General features: G+C 42.1%; 9 protein-coding genes and 3 rRNA genes. 10 read left to right on the top strand and 2 right to left on the bottom strand.

From position 1 onward, the window contains the following. Nucleotides 1–12: 12 nt before the first annotated feature. A complete protein-coding gene (locus tag FFU37_RS15350; protein ID WP_004335277.1) occupies nt 13–435 on the top strand; it encodes a F0F1 ATP synthase subunit epsilon in 423 nt (140 codons plus the stop codon). 304 nt (nt 436–739) lie between these two features. Then, nucleotides 740–2,098: a bifunctional UDP-N-acetylglucosamine diphosphorylase/glucosamine-1-phosphate N-acetyltransferase GlmU gene (gene glmU / locus FFU37_RS15345; protein ID WP_138489856.1), complete on the top strand. Its 1,359-nt coding sequence runs from the start codon at nt 740–742 to the stop codon at nt 2,096–2,098. A 28-nt stretch (nt 2,099–2,126) separates the two neighbouring features. Here the strand turns inward: glmU and FFU37_RS15340 are convergent, their stop codons facing one another. After that, entirely contained in the window at nt 2,127–2,969 is an 843-nt protein-coding gene (locus tag FFU37_RS15340) for a LytR/AlgR family response regulator transcription factor (RefSeq protein WP_138489855.1), read from the bottom strand. Nucleotides 2,970–3,113: 144 nt separating this feature from the next. Between FFU37_RS15340 and FFU37_RS15335 the strand changes: the two genes are divergently transcribed. The 5 genes from FFU37_RS15335 (at nt 3,114) to rrf (ending at nt 11,821) form a co-directional block, all read left to right on the top strand. Next, entirely contained in the window at nt 3,114–4,343 is a 1,230-nt protein-coding gene (locus FFU37_RS15335) for an acyltransferase family protein (protein WP_138489854.1), read from the top strand. Nucleotides 4,344–4,426: 83 nt separating this feature from the next. Then, entirely contained in the window at nt 4,427–6,220 is a 1,794-nt protein-coding gene (locus tag FFU37_RS15330) for a choice-of-anchor I family protein (RefSeq protein ID WP_138489853.1), read from the top strand. Between the two features lie 611 nt (nt 6,221–6,831). After that, nucleotides 6,832–8,367, top strand: a 16S ribosomal RNA gene (locus FFU37_RS15325). A gap of 299 nt (nt 8,368–8,666) precedes the next feature. Continuing rightward, nucleotides 8,667–11,556: ribosomal RNA gene (locus FFU37_RS15320) — 23S ribosomal RNA — on the top strand. 150 nt (nt 11,557–11,706) lie between these two features. Beyond that, nucleotides 11,707–11,821 (top strand): 5S ribosomal RNA (rrf, locus tag FFU37_RS15315). Together the 16S, 23S and 5S rRNA genes form the textbook arrangement of a ribosomal RNA operon. 297 nt (nt 11,822–12,118) lie before the next feature. Here the strand turns inward: rrf and FFU37_RS15310 are convergent. Then, complete coding sequence (locus FFU37_RS15310; protein ID WP_138489852.1) at nt 12,119–12,646, bottom strand: sugar O-acetyltransferase; 528 nt, start codon at nt 12,644–12,646, stop codon at nt 12,119–12,121. Nucleotides 12,647–12,799: 153 nt separating this feature from the next. On the opposite strand from FFU37_RS15310, the gene FFU37_RS15305 reads away from it, so the two are divergent. The 3 genes from FFU37_RS15305 (at nt 12,800) to FFU37_RS15295 (ending at nt 16,734) form a co-directional block, all read left to right on the top strand. After that, the gene (locus FFU37_RS15305) at nt 12,800–13,564 is read left to right on the top strand and encodes a DeoR/GlpR family DNA-binding transcription regulator (RefSeq protein WP_138489851.1); all 765 of its coding nucleotides are present in this window, start codon (nt 12,800–12,802) and stop codon (nt 13,562–13,564) included. 46 nt (nt 13,565–13,610) lie between these two features. Further along, nucleotides 13,611–15,431 (top strand): glutamine--fructose-6-phosphate transaminase (isomerizing), encoded by a 1,821-nt coding sequence (gene glmS, locus FFU37_RS15300; protein WP_138489850.1) that lies wholly within the window; start codon nt 13,611–13,613, stop codon nt 15,429–15,431. Between the two features lie 112 nt (nt 15,432–15,543). Next, complete coding sequence (locus FFU37_RS15295) at nt 15,544–16,734, top strand: alpha/beta hydrolase-fold protein (RefSeq protein ID WP_138489849.1); 1,191 nt, start codon at nt 15,544–15,546, stop codon at nt 16,732–16,734. The last annotated feature ends 113 nt before the right edge of the window (nt 16,735–16,847 follow it).

The raw sequence follows: 16,847 nt of genomic DNA, 5'->3' as shown, positions 1-16,847 counted from the left end.
TAGGAGGGTAGTATGACAGCTATGACTGTACATCTTGACGTAGTAAGCGCAGAGCAGAGCTTGTTCTCTGGTCTTGTTGAATCGATTCAAGTATCTGGTAGTGAAGGCGAGCTGGGTGTAAACCTAGGTCATGCTCCACTACTAACTGCCCTTAAACCTGGTATGGTACGTTTAGTTAAGCAATATGGTCACGAAGATGTGTTATATGTTGCTGGCGGTACATTAGAAGTTCAACCAAATCACATCACGATTCTTGCAGATACTGCGGTTCGTGGTGAAGATTTAGATGAAGATTCTGTACAAAAAGCTAAACGTGAAGCTGAAGAACATATGGCGAATTCGTCAGCTGTTGAGTTTGATTATCAACAAGCGGCTACGCGACTGGCAGAAGCAGTTGCTCAGTTACGCGTAATTCAGCAATTACGTCACAAGTAAGCCTATCCGGTTTTGAAAAGCCCACTTTATGTGGGCTTTTTTGTGTCTGTAATTTAAACATGGTGTATCGCTTATTTATAATTGTTAAATAACAGGTCTATCAGACTCTTATCTGTGCTTTATCACTTATATCCTTCACCAATCCTCGCTACAATAACGTCATCCAATTAAGTGTGTTTTTCAGTCAAGATTCAGTACGAATAAACTAACCTACTGAGTATCTGCACAAGAAGTGATTTACGTAATCTTCTGCACAAACATAAAACTTATTTAGCTAAAACAACGGAAAAAGGAAATTGTTTTAATGGCTCTAACAACTGTTATTCTTGCTGCGGGTAAAGGTACTCGTATGCGCTCTGCTCTACCTAAAGTTTTGCACAATGTTGCAGGTAAACCAATGGTACAGCACGTTATTGATAATGCGATGGCATTAGGTGCAACGACTACAAACTTAGTTTACGGACACGGCGGCGATCTATTACAACAACAACTTGCCGATAACGATGTAAATTGGGTACTTCAAGCAGAACAACTCGGTACTGGCCACGCAGTAGCGCAAGCCAACTCTCATATTAACGATGAAGACACAGTATTGATTTTATACGGCGATGTACCGCTAACAAAACAATCAACTCTAGAGCGTTTATTAGCTGCAACACCTAAAAATGGTTTAGCGGTATTAACGGTAAATTTGGTAAACCCAAATGGCTATGGTCGCATGCTTCGTGTTGGTGGTAAGTTAGTCGGTATTGTTGAGCAAAAAGATGCAAGCTCAGAGCAGTTACTTATTAACGAAGTAAATACAGGCATTATGGCTGTTAACGGTAAGCTATTAAAAACATGGTTAGGTAACTTATCTAACAATAATGCACAAGGCGAGTACTACTTAACAGATATCGTTGCAATGGCTCACAGTGAAGGCGTAGAGATCACTTCAGCGCAACCAGATCATGCAATGGAAGTTGAAGGCGCAAATAACCGCGTACAACTTGCAGGCTTAGAGCGCGCTTACCAAGCATGGCAAGCAGAAGAGTTAATGTTAAATGGCGCAACACTTGCCGACCCTGCCCGTATAGATGTTCGTGGCAATGTTAAAACAGGCGAAGACGTATTAGTTGATATAAACGTTATCTTTGAAGGTGATGTAACCCTTGGTAACAATGTACAAATTGGCCCTAACTGTGTACTTAAAAACTGTACCATAGGCGATAACGTGGTAATAAAGGCTAATACCCTAATTGAAGATGCAAGCGTAGCTGCTAAATGTACGCTAGGCCCTTATGCTCGCCTTCGCCCTGGCGCTGTAATGGAAGAAGACTCACACATTGGTAACTTTGTTGAGATGAAAAAAACCCGTTTAGGCAAAGGCTCAAAAGCCAACCACTTAAGTTACTTAGGTGATGCTGAAATTGGCGAAAAGGTGAATATTGGCGCTGGCACTATTACCTGCAACTATGATGGTGTTAATAAATCAAAAACTATTATTGGCGATAATGCTTTTATTGGCTCTAATTCATCACTCGTTGCCCCAGTAAATATAGGTGCAACTGCAACAATTGGTGCAGGCTCTGTGATCACCAGTACCGTTGAAGATGACCAATTAGCAATAGCACGCTCTAAACAGCGTAATTTAACGGGTTGGAAACGCCCAGTTAAAAAATAACAATTAGAGGCTACTTAGGTAGCCTTTTTTATTTTAGTTGAAGTTTAAATTGCTCTTTATAGCGTCTAGATAGGTTTAGTACTTTACCTGTAGTTAATTTTATTTCACTGTCGCCACTGGATAGTGGTGTAATAGACTCCACTTTATCGAGTTTTACGCCATGGCTGCGGTGAATTCTACAAAACCCCTGTACTTCAAGTTGTTTACTTAATGCTGTAAGCGTTGCCCTTAACGGATATATACGTGAGCCTATATGTAGGTTTACATAATTACCCGACGATTCAAGCCAATCAACATCCTCTATTTTTATAATGAATTCTTTTCCGAGCTTTTTAACTAATAGGCGGTTTATGGTCGATGTTGTTTGCTGCTCACTTTCTTCAATTGAAGAAGCTTCACCTAGTAACTGCTGCACCACATATCGATATACTTTGATAAGTACGATGAAAAACACAAAGCTTATAGCGTCTTTCTGGTATTCATAAATAAGCTCAAACCAGCTAAGTCCAAAGTTGTAAGACCCATCATTCAACAAATATATGAATTTACGAACCCCTACCATAATACCAACGTGTAACACGCTAAATATAATAGAAGCAGCAAAGTACATACCTAATGAGGCCGTAATATTTTGCCAATTAAAAGATAAGTGTCTTAAAAACCAAATTAAAATAGGGAATATAAGCAAAGTACTCAAGGCACTTGAATACTCCCAAACAAATGGCTCCCACATTAAAAAAGTTAAAGCCCCTTCTCTTTGGGCTTCCATTATTTGGGTTGTAGCGTTTACTGTATTATTAATTAATACGTAAGCACACAGTAATACTGATGCGTAAATGCTTTGAAAACGTTGAAAGTGCTGTAGGTTCATAAATGTATGCTTATTGCTGACGTGGCACGCTTATCCCTGTATACCACCTTTTATCACTATTGCTTGTAATATAAGCACTTATAGATAGTTTTAGCGAGAGCTTTAGGTATGAATAACGCATAAAATTCATAAAGTAATAAAAGCATGAGCACTCAAACACAACAACCTTCATTAGTTAATTCGCGTAAATATTATCTTGATTGGCTTAGGGTAATCGCATTTGCGTCGCTAATTTTTTATCACATTGGCATGTTGTATAGCGAAAACTGGGGATTTCATTTTAAAAGTAATTATACATCACAGTATGTTGAATATTTAATGTTGGTGTTTTCACCTTGGCGCATGTTGCTCATTTGGTTTATATCGGGCGTAGCACTGCGTTTTATGATTGATAAAGTACGCAGCTTTAAGTCTTGGTTACATTTCACTTTATACCGCTCTATTTTTTTACTATTACCCTTGCTGGTGGGTTTATGGTTAATAGTGCCTTTACAGTTGTTTGCAGAAATGTCGCAGCACGATGTTATTGATATTAGTTATTGGCAATTCTATTTAGCTTTTATAGAGACTAACAATACGCTTTTTGATAATTATCAGTCTGGAGTGTGGCCGAATGTGGATGTAAATCACTTGTGGTATTTGCGCTCGTTGTGGCAATTTATGCTGATCATTATTGTTTTAACTCTTTTTACACGCTTGCCCTTTATTGCGCCTTTAAAAACATTTGTTAAGGGGGGTGTGTCATTTGGGTTTTTAATTACCTTGCTCACTATTGCCACACTATTTACAAGCCATTACTTAACTGGCGATTCAATTAGAGAGACTAACGGCTTAATACTGCTACTCGCAGGATACATACTTGCTAAAAACACTTACTTTTGGAACTGCTTAAATAAAAAATTAGTATTACTAGCTTTGAGTTTTGCGGTTTTGTTTGTACTTATAATATTAAGTTATCAGAAGGTGTTTACTCTTCCTCATTTTATTTTAAGCGCTAGCTACAATATTCAACGTGTTGTAGGTGTATTTTTTGTACTTGCGCTCGCTCACCGATTTTTAAATTTTAATACTTACTATTTAAAACAGCTCAATGTATGGGTGTTTCCCTTTTATTTATTGCATCAAAGCATTTTGATTATTTTGTGTTTTTTACTACAGCCTTTAAGTTTAGGGCCTGTTGCTGAACCATTCATCATTATTACAGGGACTTGGTCTTTTTGCGGCGTTATTACATGGGGTATTACACGTATTGATGTACTTAGACCTTTGCTAGGGGTTGTAATTAAACGAGATTATTCCCCGACTGTAAAAATGCTTGGTTATACGGCCGCTTTAATTTTAATAACTCCGCTAGCGTATAAGCTAATTACTTAGGCTAAGGGGCTGTATTAAAACTGCCATAATCTTGTCATGCCTGTGTGTTGATATTTAGCAAATACAATACTAAGGAAAATCACATGTTTAAAAAATCAATTATTGCGCTGTCACTTATATCTGTTCTTACTGGTTGCTCACTTGATGGTGACGATGGCCAAAACGGCTCTCAAGGATTACAGGGAGAACAAGGCACAACTGGAGCTAATGGGATAAATGGTGTAAATGCTAATTCAGTATTAAATATTAGCCTGGTAGGAAGAGGAGTATTAAATGCACAAAGTCCAGAAGGTGCCGCTGAAATAGTTGCATACCAAGCATCTAAAAAATGGATTTATGCTATTAACAGTTCAGGCGATGACGCTGTTATTAATATTTTACCCGCCGATACCTTTGATACTGCCGCACTCGTTAAAGATAACGAAGGGGTTATCAGCGCCACAAATTTAACGTCCGTTATTACGTTGTCTTTAAACGAGCATACCCAAGGCGATGCAAACAGCATTGCTATTGATGAAAGTAATAATTTACTAGCGGTCGCAATGGCTGCTGAAAGCACGGGTGATGCAGGTCAAATTGCTTTTTACGATATAAGCGGCGACTCACCTGTATTTATTAAAAATGTTACAGTCGGATTTTTACCAGACATGGTGACGTTCACCCATGATGGCGCAAAGGCAGTGGTTGCTAACGAAGGTGAACCAAGTGGCGACTACAGCGTAGATCCTGAAGGTTCTATTAGTATTATCGATATAACAAATAATGTAATAGCCGATACAGCAATAAATATTGATTTTAAAGCCTATAACAACAAACAAGCCGAACTAGAAGCGCAAGGGGTCCTTTTTGCAAACCCAAATGGTCGTACTATTAACGGTAATCTAATAAATACTACAGTAGCTATGGATTTAGAACCCGAGTACGTTAGCATTTCTAAAGATAACAAATATGCTTATGTATCTATTCAAGAAAACAATGCACTTGCAATAGTTAACCTACAAGAAAACAGCCTTGAGCTAAAGGGCTTAGGCTTTAAAGATTGGTCAAGCTTACAACTTGATGCCTCAGATAAAGATGGCGGCGTTAATTTTAAATCATACCCAGGGCTCTATGGTATGTACCAGCCCGATACTATCTCAAGCTTTAGTTGGAAAGGCGCTAACTTTATAGTCACTGCCAACGAAGGTGACGCAAGAGAATACTTTTTTGATACAACGGATGAAGCAGACTGTATAGCAAAGGGCGGACTTGATTACGATAAAGACGATGGCTGCTTAGCTTATATAGATGAGAGCCGCGTTGAAGACTTAACGCTTGCAGCTAATTTTGATTACTTAAATAACGACGATAACGATATTGGTCGCTTAAAAGTAACAACAATAAAAGGCGATACTAATAATGATGGTCAATACGAATCGCTTTATGCTTATGGTGCACGTTCGTTTACCATTTGGGACAGCAATGGGCTGGTGGTGTTTGATTCAGGCGATGATATAGGTCGTATTACAGCATCTGTGCATGGTGAAGCATTTAACAACAATGAAGATGAAAACAAAGGTGACTCACGCTCAGATGATAAAGGCGCAGAGCCAGAAGCGCTGACTATTGGTAAAATTGACGATCGTACATTTGCTTTTATAGGGCTTGAGCGTATGGGTGGGATTATGGTTTATGATATTACCAATCCATATAATGTGCAGTTTGAAGACTACTTCTATAATAGAGGCTTAATTAAAGACGCTAATATTACAGGCGATTTAGCGCCTGAAGGAATGGAATTCGTTCCAGCAGAGCAGAGTGCTACAGGAAACCCACTCTTAATCGTTGGAAATGAAATATCAGGCTCCATTGCCGTATGGGAAATAGCATCTAAATAAACCTTTAATTTAAAATAAAGCTGTGTGTTGTTTGTTTAACATACAGCTTAGTTTAAACCTTACTAATACCTCATCAATAGATACATATGTTGTGCGTGTTTTTTAAACTAAAAGTATCCTGTAGCCCTTTATTTGTATAGCTTTCATACTAAATTCATTTAATTGTCAAAAAGCTGAAATAAAACATTGACCCCCGCTCGAATCTCCCTATAATGCGACCCCACTGAGACGGGAAACGCCGAAGCATAGCAAGGCACGAACTACTCACAGAGTTAAATAAAACTTCAGTTTTAAATCTTCCAAAAGAAAATTTAAAACAAAGTATTGACTCAAAAAATAAAGGGTGTATTATTCGCATCCCTTGAGACGCTAAAGCGACTCAAAACGTTCTTTAACAATATAAAGCAATCATCTGTGTGGGCACTCGTACAGATTGAGTTCTAACAGCCAAGCTACTTAGGTAGCGAGGCAAACAAATTAGAGTCTCAATTGAAAACTGAGTGACCAACAGAATAGTTATTTCGGTAATTATTCGGCACAGTCAATTCAATATCGAAAGATATTAAAATAAATTCAGAATTCATTGAGCTGTCGAAAGACATAAAACTTTTTAATTGAAGAGTTTGATCATGGCTCAGATTGAACGCTGGCGGCAGGCCTAACACATGCAAGTCGAGCGGTAACAGAAAGTAGCTTGCTACTTTGCTGACGAGCGGCGGACGGGTGAGTAATGCTTGGGAACATGCCTTGAGGTGGGGGACAACAGTTGGAAACGACTGCTAATACCGCATAATGTCTACGGACCAAAGGGGGCTTCGGCTCTCGCCTTTAGATTGGCCCAAGTGGGATTAGCTAGTTGGTGAGGTAATGGCTCACCAAGGCGACGATCCCTAGCTGGTTTGAGAGGATGATCAGCCACACTGGGACTGAGACACGGCCCAGACTCCTACGGGAGGCAGCAGTGGGGAATATTGCACAATGGGCGCAAGCCTGATGCAGCCATGCCGCGTGTGTGAAGAAGGCCTTCGGGTTGTAAAGCACTTTCAGTCAGGAGGAAAGGTTAGTAGTTAATACCTGCTAGCTGTGACGTTACTGACAGAAGAAGCACCGGCTAACTCCGTGCCAGCAGCCGCGGTAATACGGAGGGTGCGAGCGTTAATCGGAATTACTGGGCGTAAAGCGTACGCAGGCGGTTTGTTAAGCGAGATGTGAAAGCCCCGGGCTCAACCTGGGAACTGCATTTCGAACTGGCAAACTAGAGTGTGATAGAGGGTGGTAGAATTTCAGGTGTAGCGGTGAAATGCGTAGAGATCTGAAGGAATACCGATGGCGAAGGCAGCCACCTGGGTCAACACTGACGCTCATGTACGAAAGCGTGGGGAGCAAACGGGATTAGATACCCCGGTAGTCCACGCCGTAAACGATGTCTACTAGAAGCTCGGAGCCTCGGTTCTGTTTTTCAAAGCTAACGCATTAAGTAGACCGCCTGGGGAGTACGGCCGCAAGGTTAAAACTCAAATGAATTGACGGGGGCCCGCACAAGCGGTGGAGCATGTGGTTTAATTCGATGCAACGCGAAGAACCTTACCTACACTTGACATACAGAGAACTTACCAGAGATGGTTTGGTGCCTTCGGGAGCTCTGATACAGGTGCTGCATGGCTGTCGTCAGCTCGTGTTGTGAGATGTTGGGTTAAGTCCCGCAACGAGCGCAACCCCTATCCTTAGTTGCTAGCAGGTAATGCTGAGAACTCTAAGGAGACTGCCGGTGATAAACCGGAGGAAGGTGGGGACGACGTCAAGTCATCATGGCCCTTACGTGTAGGGCTACACACGTGCTACAATGGCGCATACAGAGTGCTGCGAACTCGCGAGAGTAAGCGAATCACTTAAAGTGCGTCGTAGTCCGGATTGGAGTCTGCAACTCGACTCCATGAAGTCGGAATCGCTAGTAATCGCGTATCAGAATGACGCGGTGAATACGTTCCCGGGCCTTGTACACACCGCCCGTCACACCATGGGAGTGGGTTGCTCCAGAAGTAGATAGTCTAACCCTCGGGAGGACGTTTACCACGGAGTGATTCATGACTGGGGTGAAGTCGTAACAAGGTAGCCCTAGGGGAACCTGGGGCTGGATCACCTCCTTATACGATTTAGAACTTATTTGTTCGTAGTGTCCACACAGATGATTGTTAATTAGTGCGTGTCCTTCGGGATAACTAATTAATATGCTCTTTAAAAATTTGGAAAAGCTGATAATAAAATTCTGATAAATAACATTGTTATTTATCAAGAGTTTTCAAAAGTAAAAAAAGAATGGTAGCAGTACCATTCAGTGCCATTTAATTAACGTTTTACGTTGATTGATTGGTATCTACTTTAGTATTCAATATTAACTTCTGGCGAAGTTAAACTGTCACAAAACAAAGACCCGTTTGGGTTGTATGGTTAAGTGACTAAGCGTACACGGTGGATGCCTTGGCAGTTGGAGGCGATGAAGGACGTATTAACTTGCGATAAGCCTAGTCAAGCTAGTAAAAAGCGCTTGAGACTAGGATTTCCGAATGGGGAAACCCACCTGCTTGCAGGTATCGTTAACTGAATACATAGGTTAACGAGGCGAACGCGGAGAACTGAAACATCTAAGTACCCGTAGGAAAAGAAATCAACCGAGATTCCGAAAGTAGCGGCGAGCGAAATCGGAACAGCCCTTAAGCTTATTATGTGTTAATGGAAGGCTCTGGAAAGTGCCACGATACAGGGTGATAGTCCCGTACATGAAAAGACATTTTAAGTGAAATCGAGTAGGTCGGAGCACGTGAAACTTTGACTGAATATAGGTGGACCATCATCTAAGGCTAAATACTCCCAACTGACCGATAGTGAACCAGTACCGTGAGGGAAAGGCGAAAAGAACCCCTGTGAGGGGAGTGAAATAGAACCTGAAACCGTGTACGTACAAGCAGTAGGAGCCTACTTGTTGGGTGACTGCGTACCTTTTGTATAATGGGTCAGCGACTTATATTTTGTAGCGAGGTTAACCGAATAGGGTAGCCGTAGGGAAACCGAGTCTTAACTGGGCGACTAGTTGCAAGGTATAGACCCGAAACCCGGTGATCTAGCCATGGGCAGGTTGAAGGTTGAGTAACATCAACTGGAGGACCGAACCCACTAACGTTGAAAAGTTAGGGGATGACCTGTGGCTAGGAGTGAAAGGCTAATCAAACCGGGAGATAGCTGGTTCTCCCCGAAATCTATTTAGGTAGAGCCTCGGACGAATACTTACGGGGGTAGAGCACTGTTAAGGCTAGGGGGTCATCCCGACTTACCAACCCTTTGCAAACTCCGAATACCGTAAAGTAATATCCGGGAGACACACGGCGGGTGCTAACGTCCGTCGTGAAGAGGGAAACAACCCAGACCGCCAGCTAAGGTCCCAAAGTCATAGTTAAGTGGGAAACGATGTGGAAAGGCCCAGACAGCCAGGAGGTTGGCTTAGAAGCAGCCATCCTTTAAAGAAAGCGTAATAGCTCACTGGTCGAGTCGGTCTGCGCGGAAGATGTAACGGGGCTAAACTATGCACCGAAGCTGCGGATTCAGAATTTATTCTGAGTGGTAGGGGAGCGTTCTGTAAGCGGTTGAAGGTGTACCGGGAGGTATGCTGGACGTATCAGAAGTGCGAATGCTGACATGAGTAACGATAATGGGAGTGAAAAACTCCCACGCCGGAAGACCAAGGGTTCCTATCCCATGTTAATCAGGGTAGGGTAAGTCGACCCCTAAGGCGAGGCCGAAAGGCGTAGTCGATGGGAAACAGATTAATATTTCTGTACTCGATATAATTGCGATGGGGGGACGGAGCAGGCTAAACAAGCATGGCGTTGGTAGTCCATGTGAAAGTGAGTAGGTTGGCGACTTAGGTAAATCCGGGTTGCTGTTAAGACTGAGACACGAGACGAGTCACTACGGTGATGAAGTTGTTGATGCCATACTTCCAGGAAAAGCCTCTAAGCTTCAGATTATATGGAATCGTACCCCAAACCGACACAGGTGGTCAGGTAGAGAATACTAAGGCGCTTGAGAGAACTCGGGTGAAGGAACTAGGCAAAATCGTACCGTAACTTCGGGAGAAGGTACGCTCCTATCTGTGATGAGACTTGCTCTCTAAGCGGACGGGAGCCGCAGTGACCAGGTGGCTGGGACTGTTTATTAAAAACACAGCACTGTGCAAAATCGCAAGATGACGTATACGGTGTGACACCTGCCCGGTGCCGGAAGGTTAATTGATGGGGTTATCCTTAGGGAGAAGCTCTTGATCGAAGCCCCGGTAAACGGCGGCCGTAACTATAACGGTCCTAAGGTAGCGAAATTCCTTGTCGGGTAAGTTCCGACCTGCACGAATGGTGTAACCATGGCCACGCTGTCTCCACCCGAGACTCAGTGAAATTGAAATCGCAGTGAAGATGCTGTGTACCCGCGGCTAGACGGAAAGACCCCGTGAACCTTTACTACAGCTTGGCACTGAACATTGAACCTACATGTGTAGGATAGGTGGGAGACTTTGAAGCAGCGACGCTAGTTGTTGTGGAGTCAACCTTGAAATACCACCCTTGTAGTTTTGATGTTCTAACGTTGGCCCCTGAATCGGGGTTACGGACAGTGCCTGGTGGGTAGTTTGACTGGGGCGGTCTCCTCCTAAAGAGTAACGGAGGAGCACGAAGGTTGGCTAAGTACGGTCGGACATCGTACGGTTAGTGTAATGGTAGAAGCCAGCTTAACTGCGAGACAGACACGTCGAGCAGGTACGAAAGTAGGTCATAGTGATCCGGTGGTTCTGAATGGAAGGGCCATCGCTCAACGGATAAAAGGTACTCCGGGGATAACAGGCTGATACCGCCCAAGAGTTCATATCGACGGCGGTGTTTGGCACCTCGATGTCGGCTCATCACATCCTGGGGCTGAAGTCGGTCCCAAGGGTATGGCTGTTCGCCATTTAAAGTGGTACGCGAGCTGGGTTTAGAACGTCGTGAGACAGTTCGGTCCCTATCTGCCGTGGGCGTTTGAGAATTGAGAGGGGTTGCTCCTAGTACGAGAGGACCGGAGTGAACGAACCGCTGGTGTTCGGGTTGTCATGCCAATGGCATTGCCCGGTAGCTACGTTCGGAACTGATAAGCGCTGAAAGCATCTAAGCGCGAAGCAGGCCTCGAGATGAGTTCTCACTAGACTTTTAAAGTCTCTGAAGGGCCGTTGAAGACTACAACGTTGATAGGCAAGATGTGGAAGTGGTGTGAGCCATTAAGCTAACTTGTACTAATTACCCGTGAGGCTTAACCATACAACGCCAAACGCGTTTTATGTGATAGTGAAACAAGCGAAGAAGTTAATATAACTAAAGTAGATATTACTTAGAAAGACTTAAAAAATATTATCAGATATTTTCCAAATTCAGTTAATGCGTAGAGATACGAATTAACGCCCTAATTTGCTTGGTGACAATAGCGTTTTGGACCCACCTGACTCCATGCCGAACTCAGTAGTGAAACGAAACAGCGCCGATGATAGTGTAGCATTTGCTATGTGAAAGTAGGACATTACCAGGCTTCAAATTGTAGAAAGCCCGATTAGAAATAGTCGGGCTTTTTTACGTCTGCAGAAAAGTGAAATACGCGCAATTAATACACACTCATATCGCGACACAAAGATAGTGTAGCATTTCACTGTGGCTCTCCACCGCTGTGGGCACTACGACATCACAAGGCTTCAAATTGTAGAGAGTCTGACTAGAAATAGTCGGGCTTTTTACGTCTGCAGAAAAGTAAGATACACACTCATTTAAACTCACCACGTAGGTCGGTCGAGCGTAGTGACTCCCGACGCTAACATCACATCGGTAATAACTATAGTGTTCTTATTTCACGAGCTGGATTACCCGCTACTACGGTATTAGCCATTACATTTTTAGTTACTACAGATCCTGCACCCACAATACTATTTTCGCCTATATTAACTCCAGCAAGAATAATAGCGCCTGCGCCAATCCATACGTTATTGCCTAACGCGATAGGTGCTGCAAAGTTTTCCTTATTAAGCCTTTCTGCTGGATTAGTAGCATGTGACACAGCTAAAAGCTGAACGTTCGGGCCTATTAAGCAGTCATCACCTATGGTGATTGAGTGATTGGCTAATGGCGAGTCGAGAAGTGTGCAATTAATATTCATAAAAGTACGATCACCAATAACTATTTGATTAGCATAATCACAATGAAACCCTGACTCTATAATTACCCCTTCACCGCATTGCAAAAACAATTCTTTAATACGTTTTAAATTACCTTTACTCGGGCTTTTATTAAATAGGCGGCATATCTCACCAGTTTGTTTGCGTAGAGCTAAAAGCGTTTTATCTAAGCTGTTAAATACTTGCATTAAGGGTTCTTTGTTTAGTTAAGTGATACTACGACTATTTTACCTTTATTATTACTTGAAGAAAGCTGCTTTATTTTTACTCATTCACTTGCCATTTAACTTGTTTCGTTTAAACTTGCATATCTTTCGAAACGAAACTTAATATCTTACTTTATGACTAAACGAAACACACAGCAGCGTCGCCATAATATATTGGCTCAAGTTAATGAGCTAGGTGAAGTGGCTGTTGAAAAGTTAGCACAGCAGTTTCAAACATCTGAAGTAACCATTCGAAAAGATTTAACCTCGCTTGAAAAAAGTGGCTTATTACTTCGCCGCTATGGGGGTGCTATTGCATTGCCTAAAGAAATTGTTAGCGATGAAATAGATTCAAAGCGCAAAGTCGCAATAGCAAAGGCTGCAGCAAAACTTATAAAAGATCATAACCGCGTTATTATTGATAGCGGGCGTACTACTGCTGCGATGATCCCTGAGCTTGCAAATAAGCGCGGGCTAGTTGTAATGACAAACGCAATTAAAGTAGCGAGTCGTTTATTAGCACTTGAGAACGAGCCAACACTTTTGATGACCGGTGGGACGTGGGATCCGCATTCTGAGTCGTTTCAGGGGCAAGTTGCCGAAAATGTATTATGCTCTTACGATTTTGATCAGCTATTTATTGGTGCTGATGGTATAGATGTAAAGCGTGGCACAACAACCTTTAATGAGTTAGTTGGTTTGAGCCAAGTAATGGCAAAAGCGGCACGTGAAGTAATCGTAATGGTTGAATCCGACAAGATTGGCCGAAAAATACCAAATTTAGAATTACCGTGGAAAATAGTAACCACATTAATAACCGACGATGGCTTGGCAGACGAAAAGCGCAAAGCAATTGAGGCGTGTGGTGTAAAACTAATTTGCGCAGAGATTATTGAATAGTAACTACAAAGTGAGTTACTAGAATTAAAAAATTAATGGAGACACTATGTGTGGAATAGTTGGGGCAGTTGCAGAACGTCCAGTAAACAAAATTTTAGTTGAAGGCCTTAAACGTCTTGAATACCGTGGTTATGACTCAGCAGGCGTAGCATTGCTTGATGGCAACATACTTAATACTGTTAAAGCAGTAGGTAAAGTAGTAAACGTAGAAGCAGCTCTAGAAAAAGCAGGCGTTAGCGGTCATACAGGTATTGCACACACACGCTGGGCAACACACGGTAGCGTTACAGAAGCAAATGCACACCCGCATGTATCAAACAACCAGCTAGCACTCGTGCACAACGGTATTATTGAAAACCACGCTAGCTTACGCGCATCGCTTAAAGAAGAAGGTTACGAGTTCCTATCTGAAACCGATACCGAAGTAATGGTGCACTTAATTCATAAGCTTCGTAAGCAGCACACTAGTTTACTTGCAGCAGTACAAGCTGCTGTTAAACAGTTTGAAGGCGCTTTTGGTACAGTTGTATTTGATAAAGCAAACGACAACGAAATCATTGTAGCGCGCTCAGGTAGCCCTCTTGTTATTGGTTTAGGCCTTGGCGAAAACTTTATTGCGTCTGATCAGTTAGCACTATTACCTGTTACTCGTAGCTTCATCTTTTTAGAAGAAGGCGATGTAGCGCGTATTACACGTGATACAGTAGAAATTTTTGACGAAAACGGCGACGCAGTTGAGCGTGAAGTGATTGAGTCAAACATTACGCAAGATGCATCAGGCAAAGGCGATTACCGCCACTACATGCTAAAAGAAATCTACGAGCAGCCACTTGCAGTACGTAATACGCTTGAAGGGCGTTTAAACGACGATCGCGTAGCAATTGATGCGTTTGGCGAAAGCGCTCAGCAAATATTTAAAGACGTAAAACACGTGCAAATTATTGCCTGTGGCACGTCTTACCATTCAGGTATGGTTGCACGTTATTGGCTTGAGCAATTTGCAGGCGTTAGCTGTAATGTAGAAATAGCTTCTGAATTTAGATACCGTCAGTCGTTTGTTCATGAAAATAGCTTACTTGTTACTATTTCTCAATCAGGTGAAACTGCCGATACGCTAGCTGCATTACGCCTAGCTAAAGAGCAAGGTTACATGGCCTCAATGACCATTTGTAACGTACCTGGTTCATCGCTTGTACGCGAATCAGACCTTGCCTTTATGACCAAAGCTGGTGCTGAAATAGGCGTGGCTTCTACTAAAGCATTTACAACGCAATTAGTTGGTTTGTTAATGCTTACTGCGTCTATAGCTCAAGAAAAACAGCTTGATCAAAGTGCTATTGTAAATGCTATAAAAGTACTACCTGCTAAGCTTGAAGAAACATTACTGCTTGCAGATGGCATTGCAGACCTTGCAGAAGAATTTGCCGACAAGCATCACTCACTGTTTTTAGGTCGTGGCTCACAATATCCAATCGCAATGGAAGGTGCGCTTAAGCTTAAAGAAATTTCGTACATTCACGCAGAAGCCTACGCAGCGGGCGAGCTAAAACATGGCCCACTCGCACTTATTGATGCTGACATGCCAATTATTGTTGTAGCACCAAACAATGAGTTATTAGAAAAGCTTAAATCAAACGTAGAAGAAGTACGCGCACGTGGCGGCATTATTTACGTATTCGCAGATAAAGATTCACACTTTGAGTCAGACGATACAATGCGTGTTATCAACGTAAACCACACTGACGACATTATTGCGCCAATTGTTTACACACTGCCATTACAGTTACTGTCGTACTACGTAGCGGTAATTAAAGGTACCGACGTTGACCAACCTCGTAACTTAGCTAAATCTGTTACGGTTGAGTAAAATCAATAGGTTGGTAATTACCTGTTAAAGATAAAAAGGCGCTCAATGCGCCTTTTTTTGTACCTCAAAGCCTGTTAGATTAAATAACACACTATTTTCTAAAGGATTAGCTATGCGTTTATTCACTGCTATTTTTATATGTAGCTTATTTATAGTTTCTAATAACACACTTGCAGAGCCTGATTTAAAACAGCAAACCATTAGCTATACGCAACAAACGCATACTATCAATTCAGTAATTTTAAATGAGCTACGTACCGTTGTAGTTCAACTTCCAAAGAGTTACCAAGCTAATCCAAACAAAGTTTATCCAGTTATTTATCGCCTAGATGGCGCGGGTAACATACCGCTTATAAGTGCTGTAATTGATCGACTGCAAAATAATAATCGTGCGCCTGAGGTTATTATTGTCGCTATTGAAAACACCAATCGCTTAAGAGATTTATACCCCACAGTTAATAAAGAGCCACAAGGCCCGGTAGGTGAAGGCGGTGGTGCAGCAAAGTTTTTAGCATTTATTGAGCAAGAGCTTATGCCCTTAATTAATAAAAACTATCGTACGCATAACTTTAATGTGATTGCTGGGGGCTCAGCAGCAGGCGTGTTTGCACTTTATACTATGCAAGCTAACCCTGAGCTTTTCCAAGCGCATATTGCTTACAGCCCTGCCGTTTGGTGGAACTATGGCGCATCGGTAAAAAGTACAAAATCGTTTATAGCTAAAACGAAAGACCTGAATAACTACGTTTATATCAATGTTGGCGAAGAAGCCGGGATAATGCGCGAAAGGTACGATGAATTACAGCAATCACTGCAATCGCATAAAGTGCGAGAGCTACGCTTCTTTAGTGATGCGTTTGACGGTGTCTCGCATAACCTGACTTCCGTTGCTGGTGCATTTAATGCCTATCACAACTTATTTTTGCCTAAACAAATGCCCATGAGTGCTTTAAGCGATGATATAGAATCTATTAATGCTTATTATAAAAAGTTATCTCAGCAATGGGGCGAACAGATATCTCCACCAGACCGCGCTGTTAGATCACTCGGTTATAACTTAACGGGCAGCAAGCAGTTTACCCGCGCTATAGAGGTGTTTAAGTACAATATAAAAAACTACCCAAAATCAGTCGATGCGCTTTCAGCCTTATCTTATGGCTATGAAATGCAGGGTGATACTCGCCAAGCGCTTGAACAGATGGAATCTGCTCTAGCAATTGCAGATGACTCATACCCTTATATAAATTACTTAAAAGAAACAAAAGCTAGACTACAAATAGCTTTAGGCAAAGACGAAACATAACCACTTTTTAATCCAACTCGATTGTTATATATTTAAAGAGAAAAGGGAGTAACAGCTTTTCTCTTTTTCTAAAACCACATTAAAATCACTAACCCCTACTTAACGGGTAATAA

Source organism: Pseudoalteromonas distincta, assembly GCF_005877035.1.
GTDB lineage: Bacteria > Pseudomonadota > Gammaproteobacteria > Enterobacterales > Alteromonadaceae > Pseudoalteromonas > Pseudoalteromonas distincta.
The sequence above is the reverse complement of the archived record's forward strand: the minus strand, read 5'-3'. Positions and strand labels throughout refer to the sequence as shown.

Coding starts and splice junctions, on each gene's coding strand:
- FFU37_RS15350 (WP_004335277.1), top strand. CDS start 13: ATGACAGCTATGACTGTACATCTTGACGTAGTAAGCGCAGAGCAGAGC.
- glmU (WP_138489856.1), top strand. CDS start 740: ATGGCTCTAACAACTGTTATTCTTGCTGCGGGTAAAGGTACTCGTATG.
- FFU37_RS15340 (WP_138489855.1), bottom strand. CDS start 2,969: ATGAACCTACAGCACTTTCAACGTTTTCAAAGCATTTACGCATCAGTA.
- FFU37_RS15335 (WP_138489854.1), top strand. CDS start 3,114: ATGAGCACTCAAACACAACAACCTTCATTAGTTAATTCGCGTAAATAT.
- FFU37_RS15330 (WP_138489853.1), top strand. CDS start 4,427: ATGTTTAAAAAATCAATTATTGCGCTGTCACTTATATCTGTTCTTACT.
- FFU37_RS15310 (WP_138489852.1), bottom strand. CDS start 12,646: ATGCAAGTATTTAACAGCTTAGATAAAACGCTTTTAGCTCTACGCAAA.
- FFU37_RS15305 (WP_138489851.1), top strand. CDS start 12,800: ATGACTAAACGAAACACACAGCAGCGTCGCCATAATATATTGGCTCAA.
- glmS (WP_138489850.1), top strand. CDS start 13,611: ATGTGTGGAATAGTTGGGGCAGTTGCAGAACGTCCAGTAAACAAAATT.
- FFU37_RS15295 (WP_138489849.1), top strand. CDS start 15,544: ATGCGTTTATTCACTGCTATTTTTATATGTAGCTTATTTATAGTTTCT.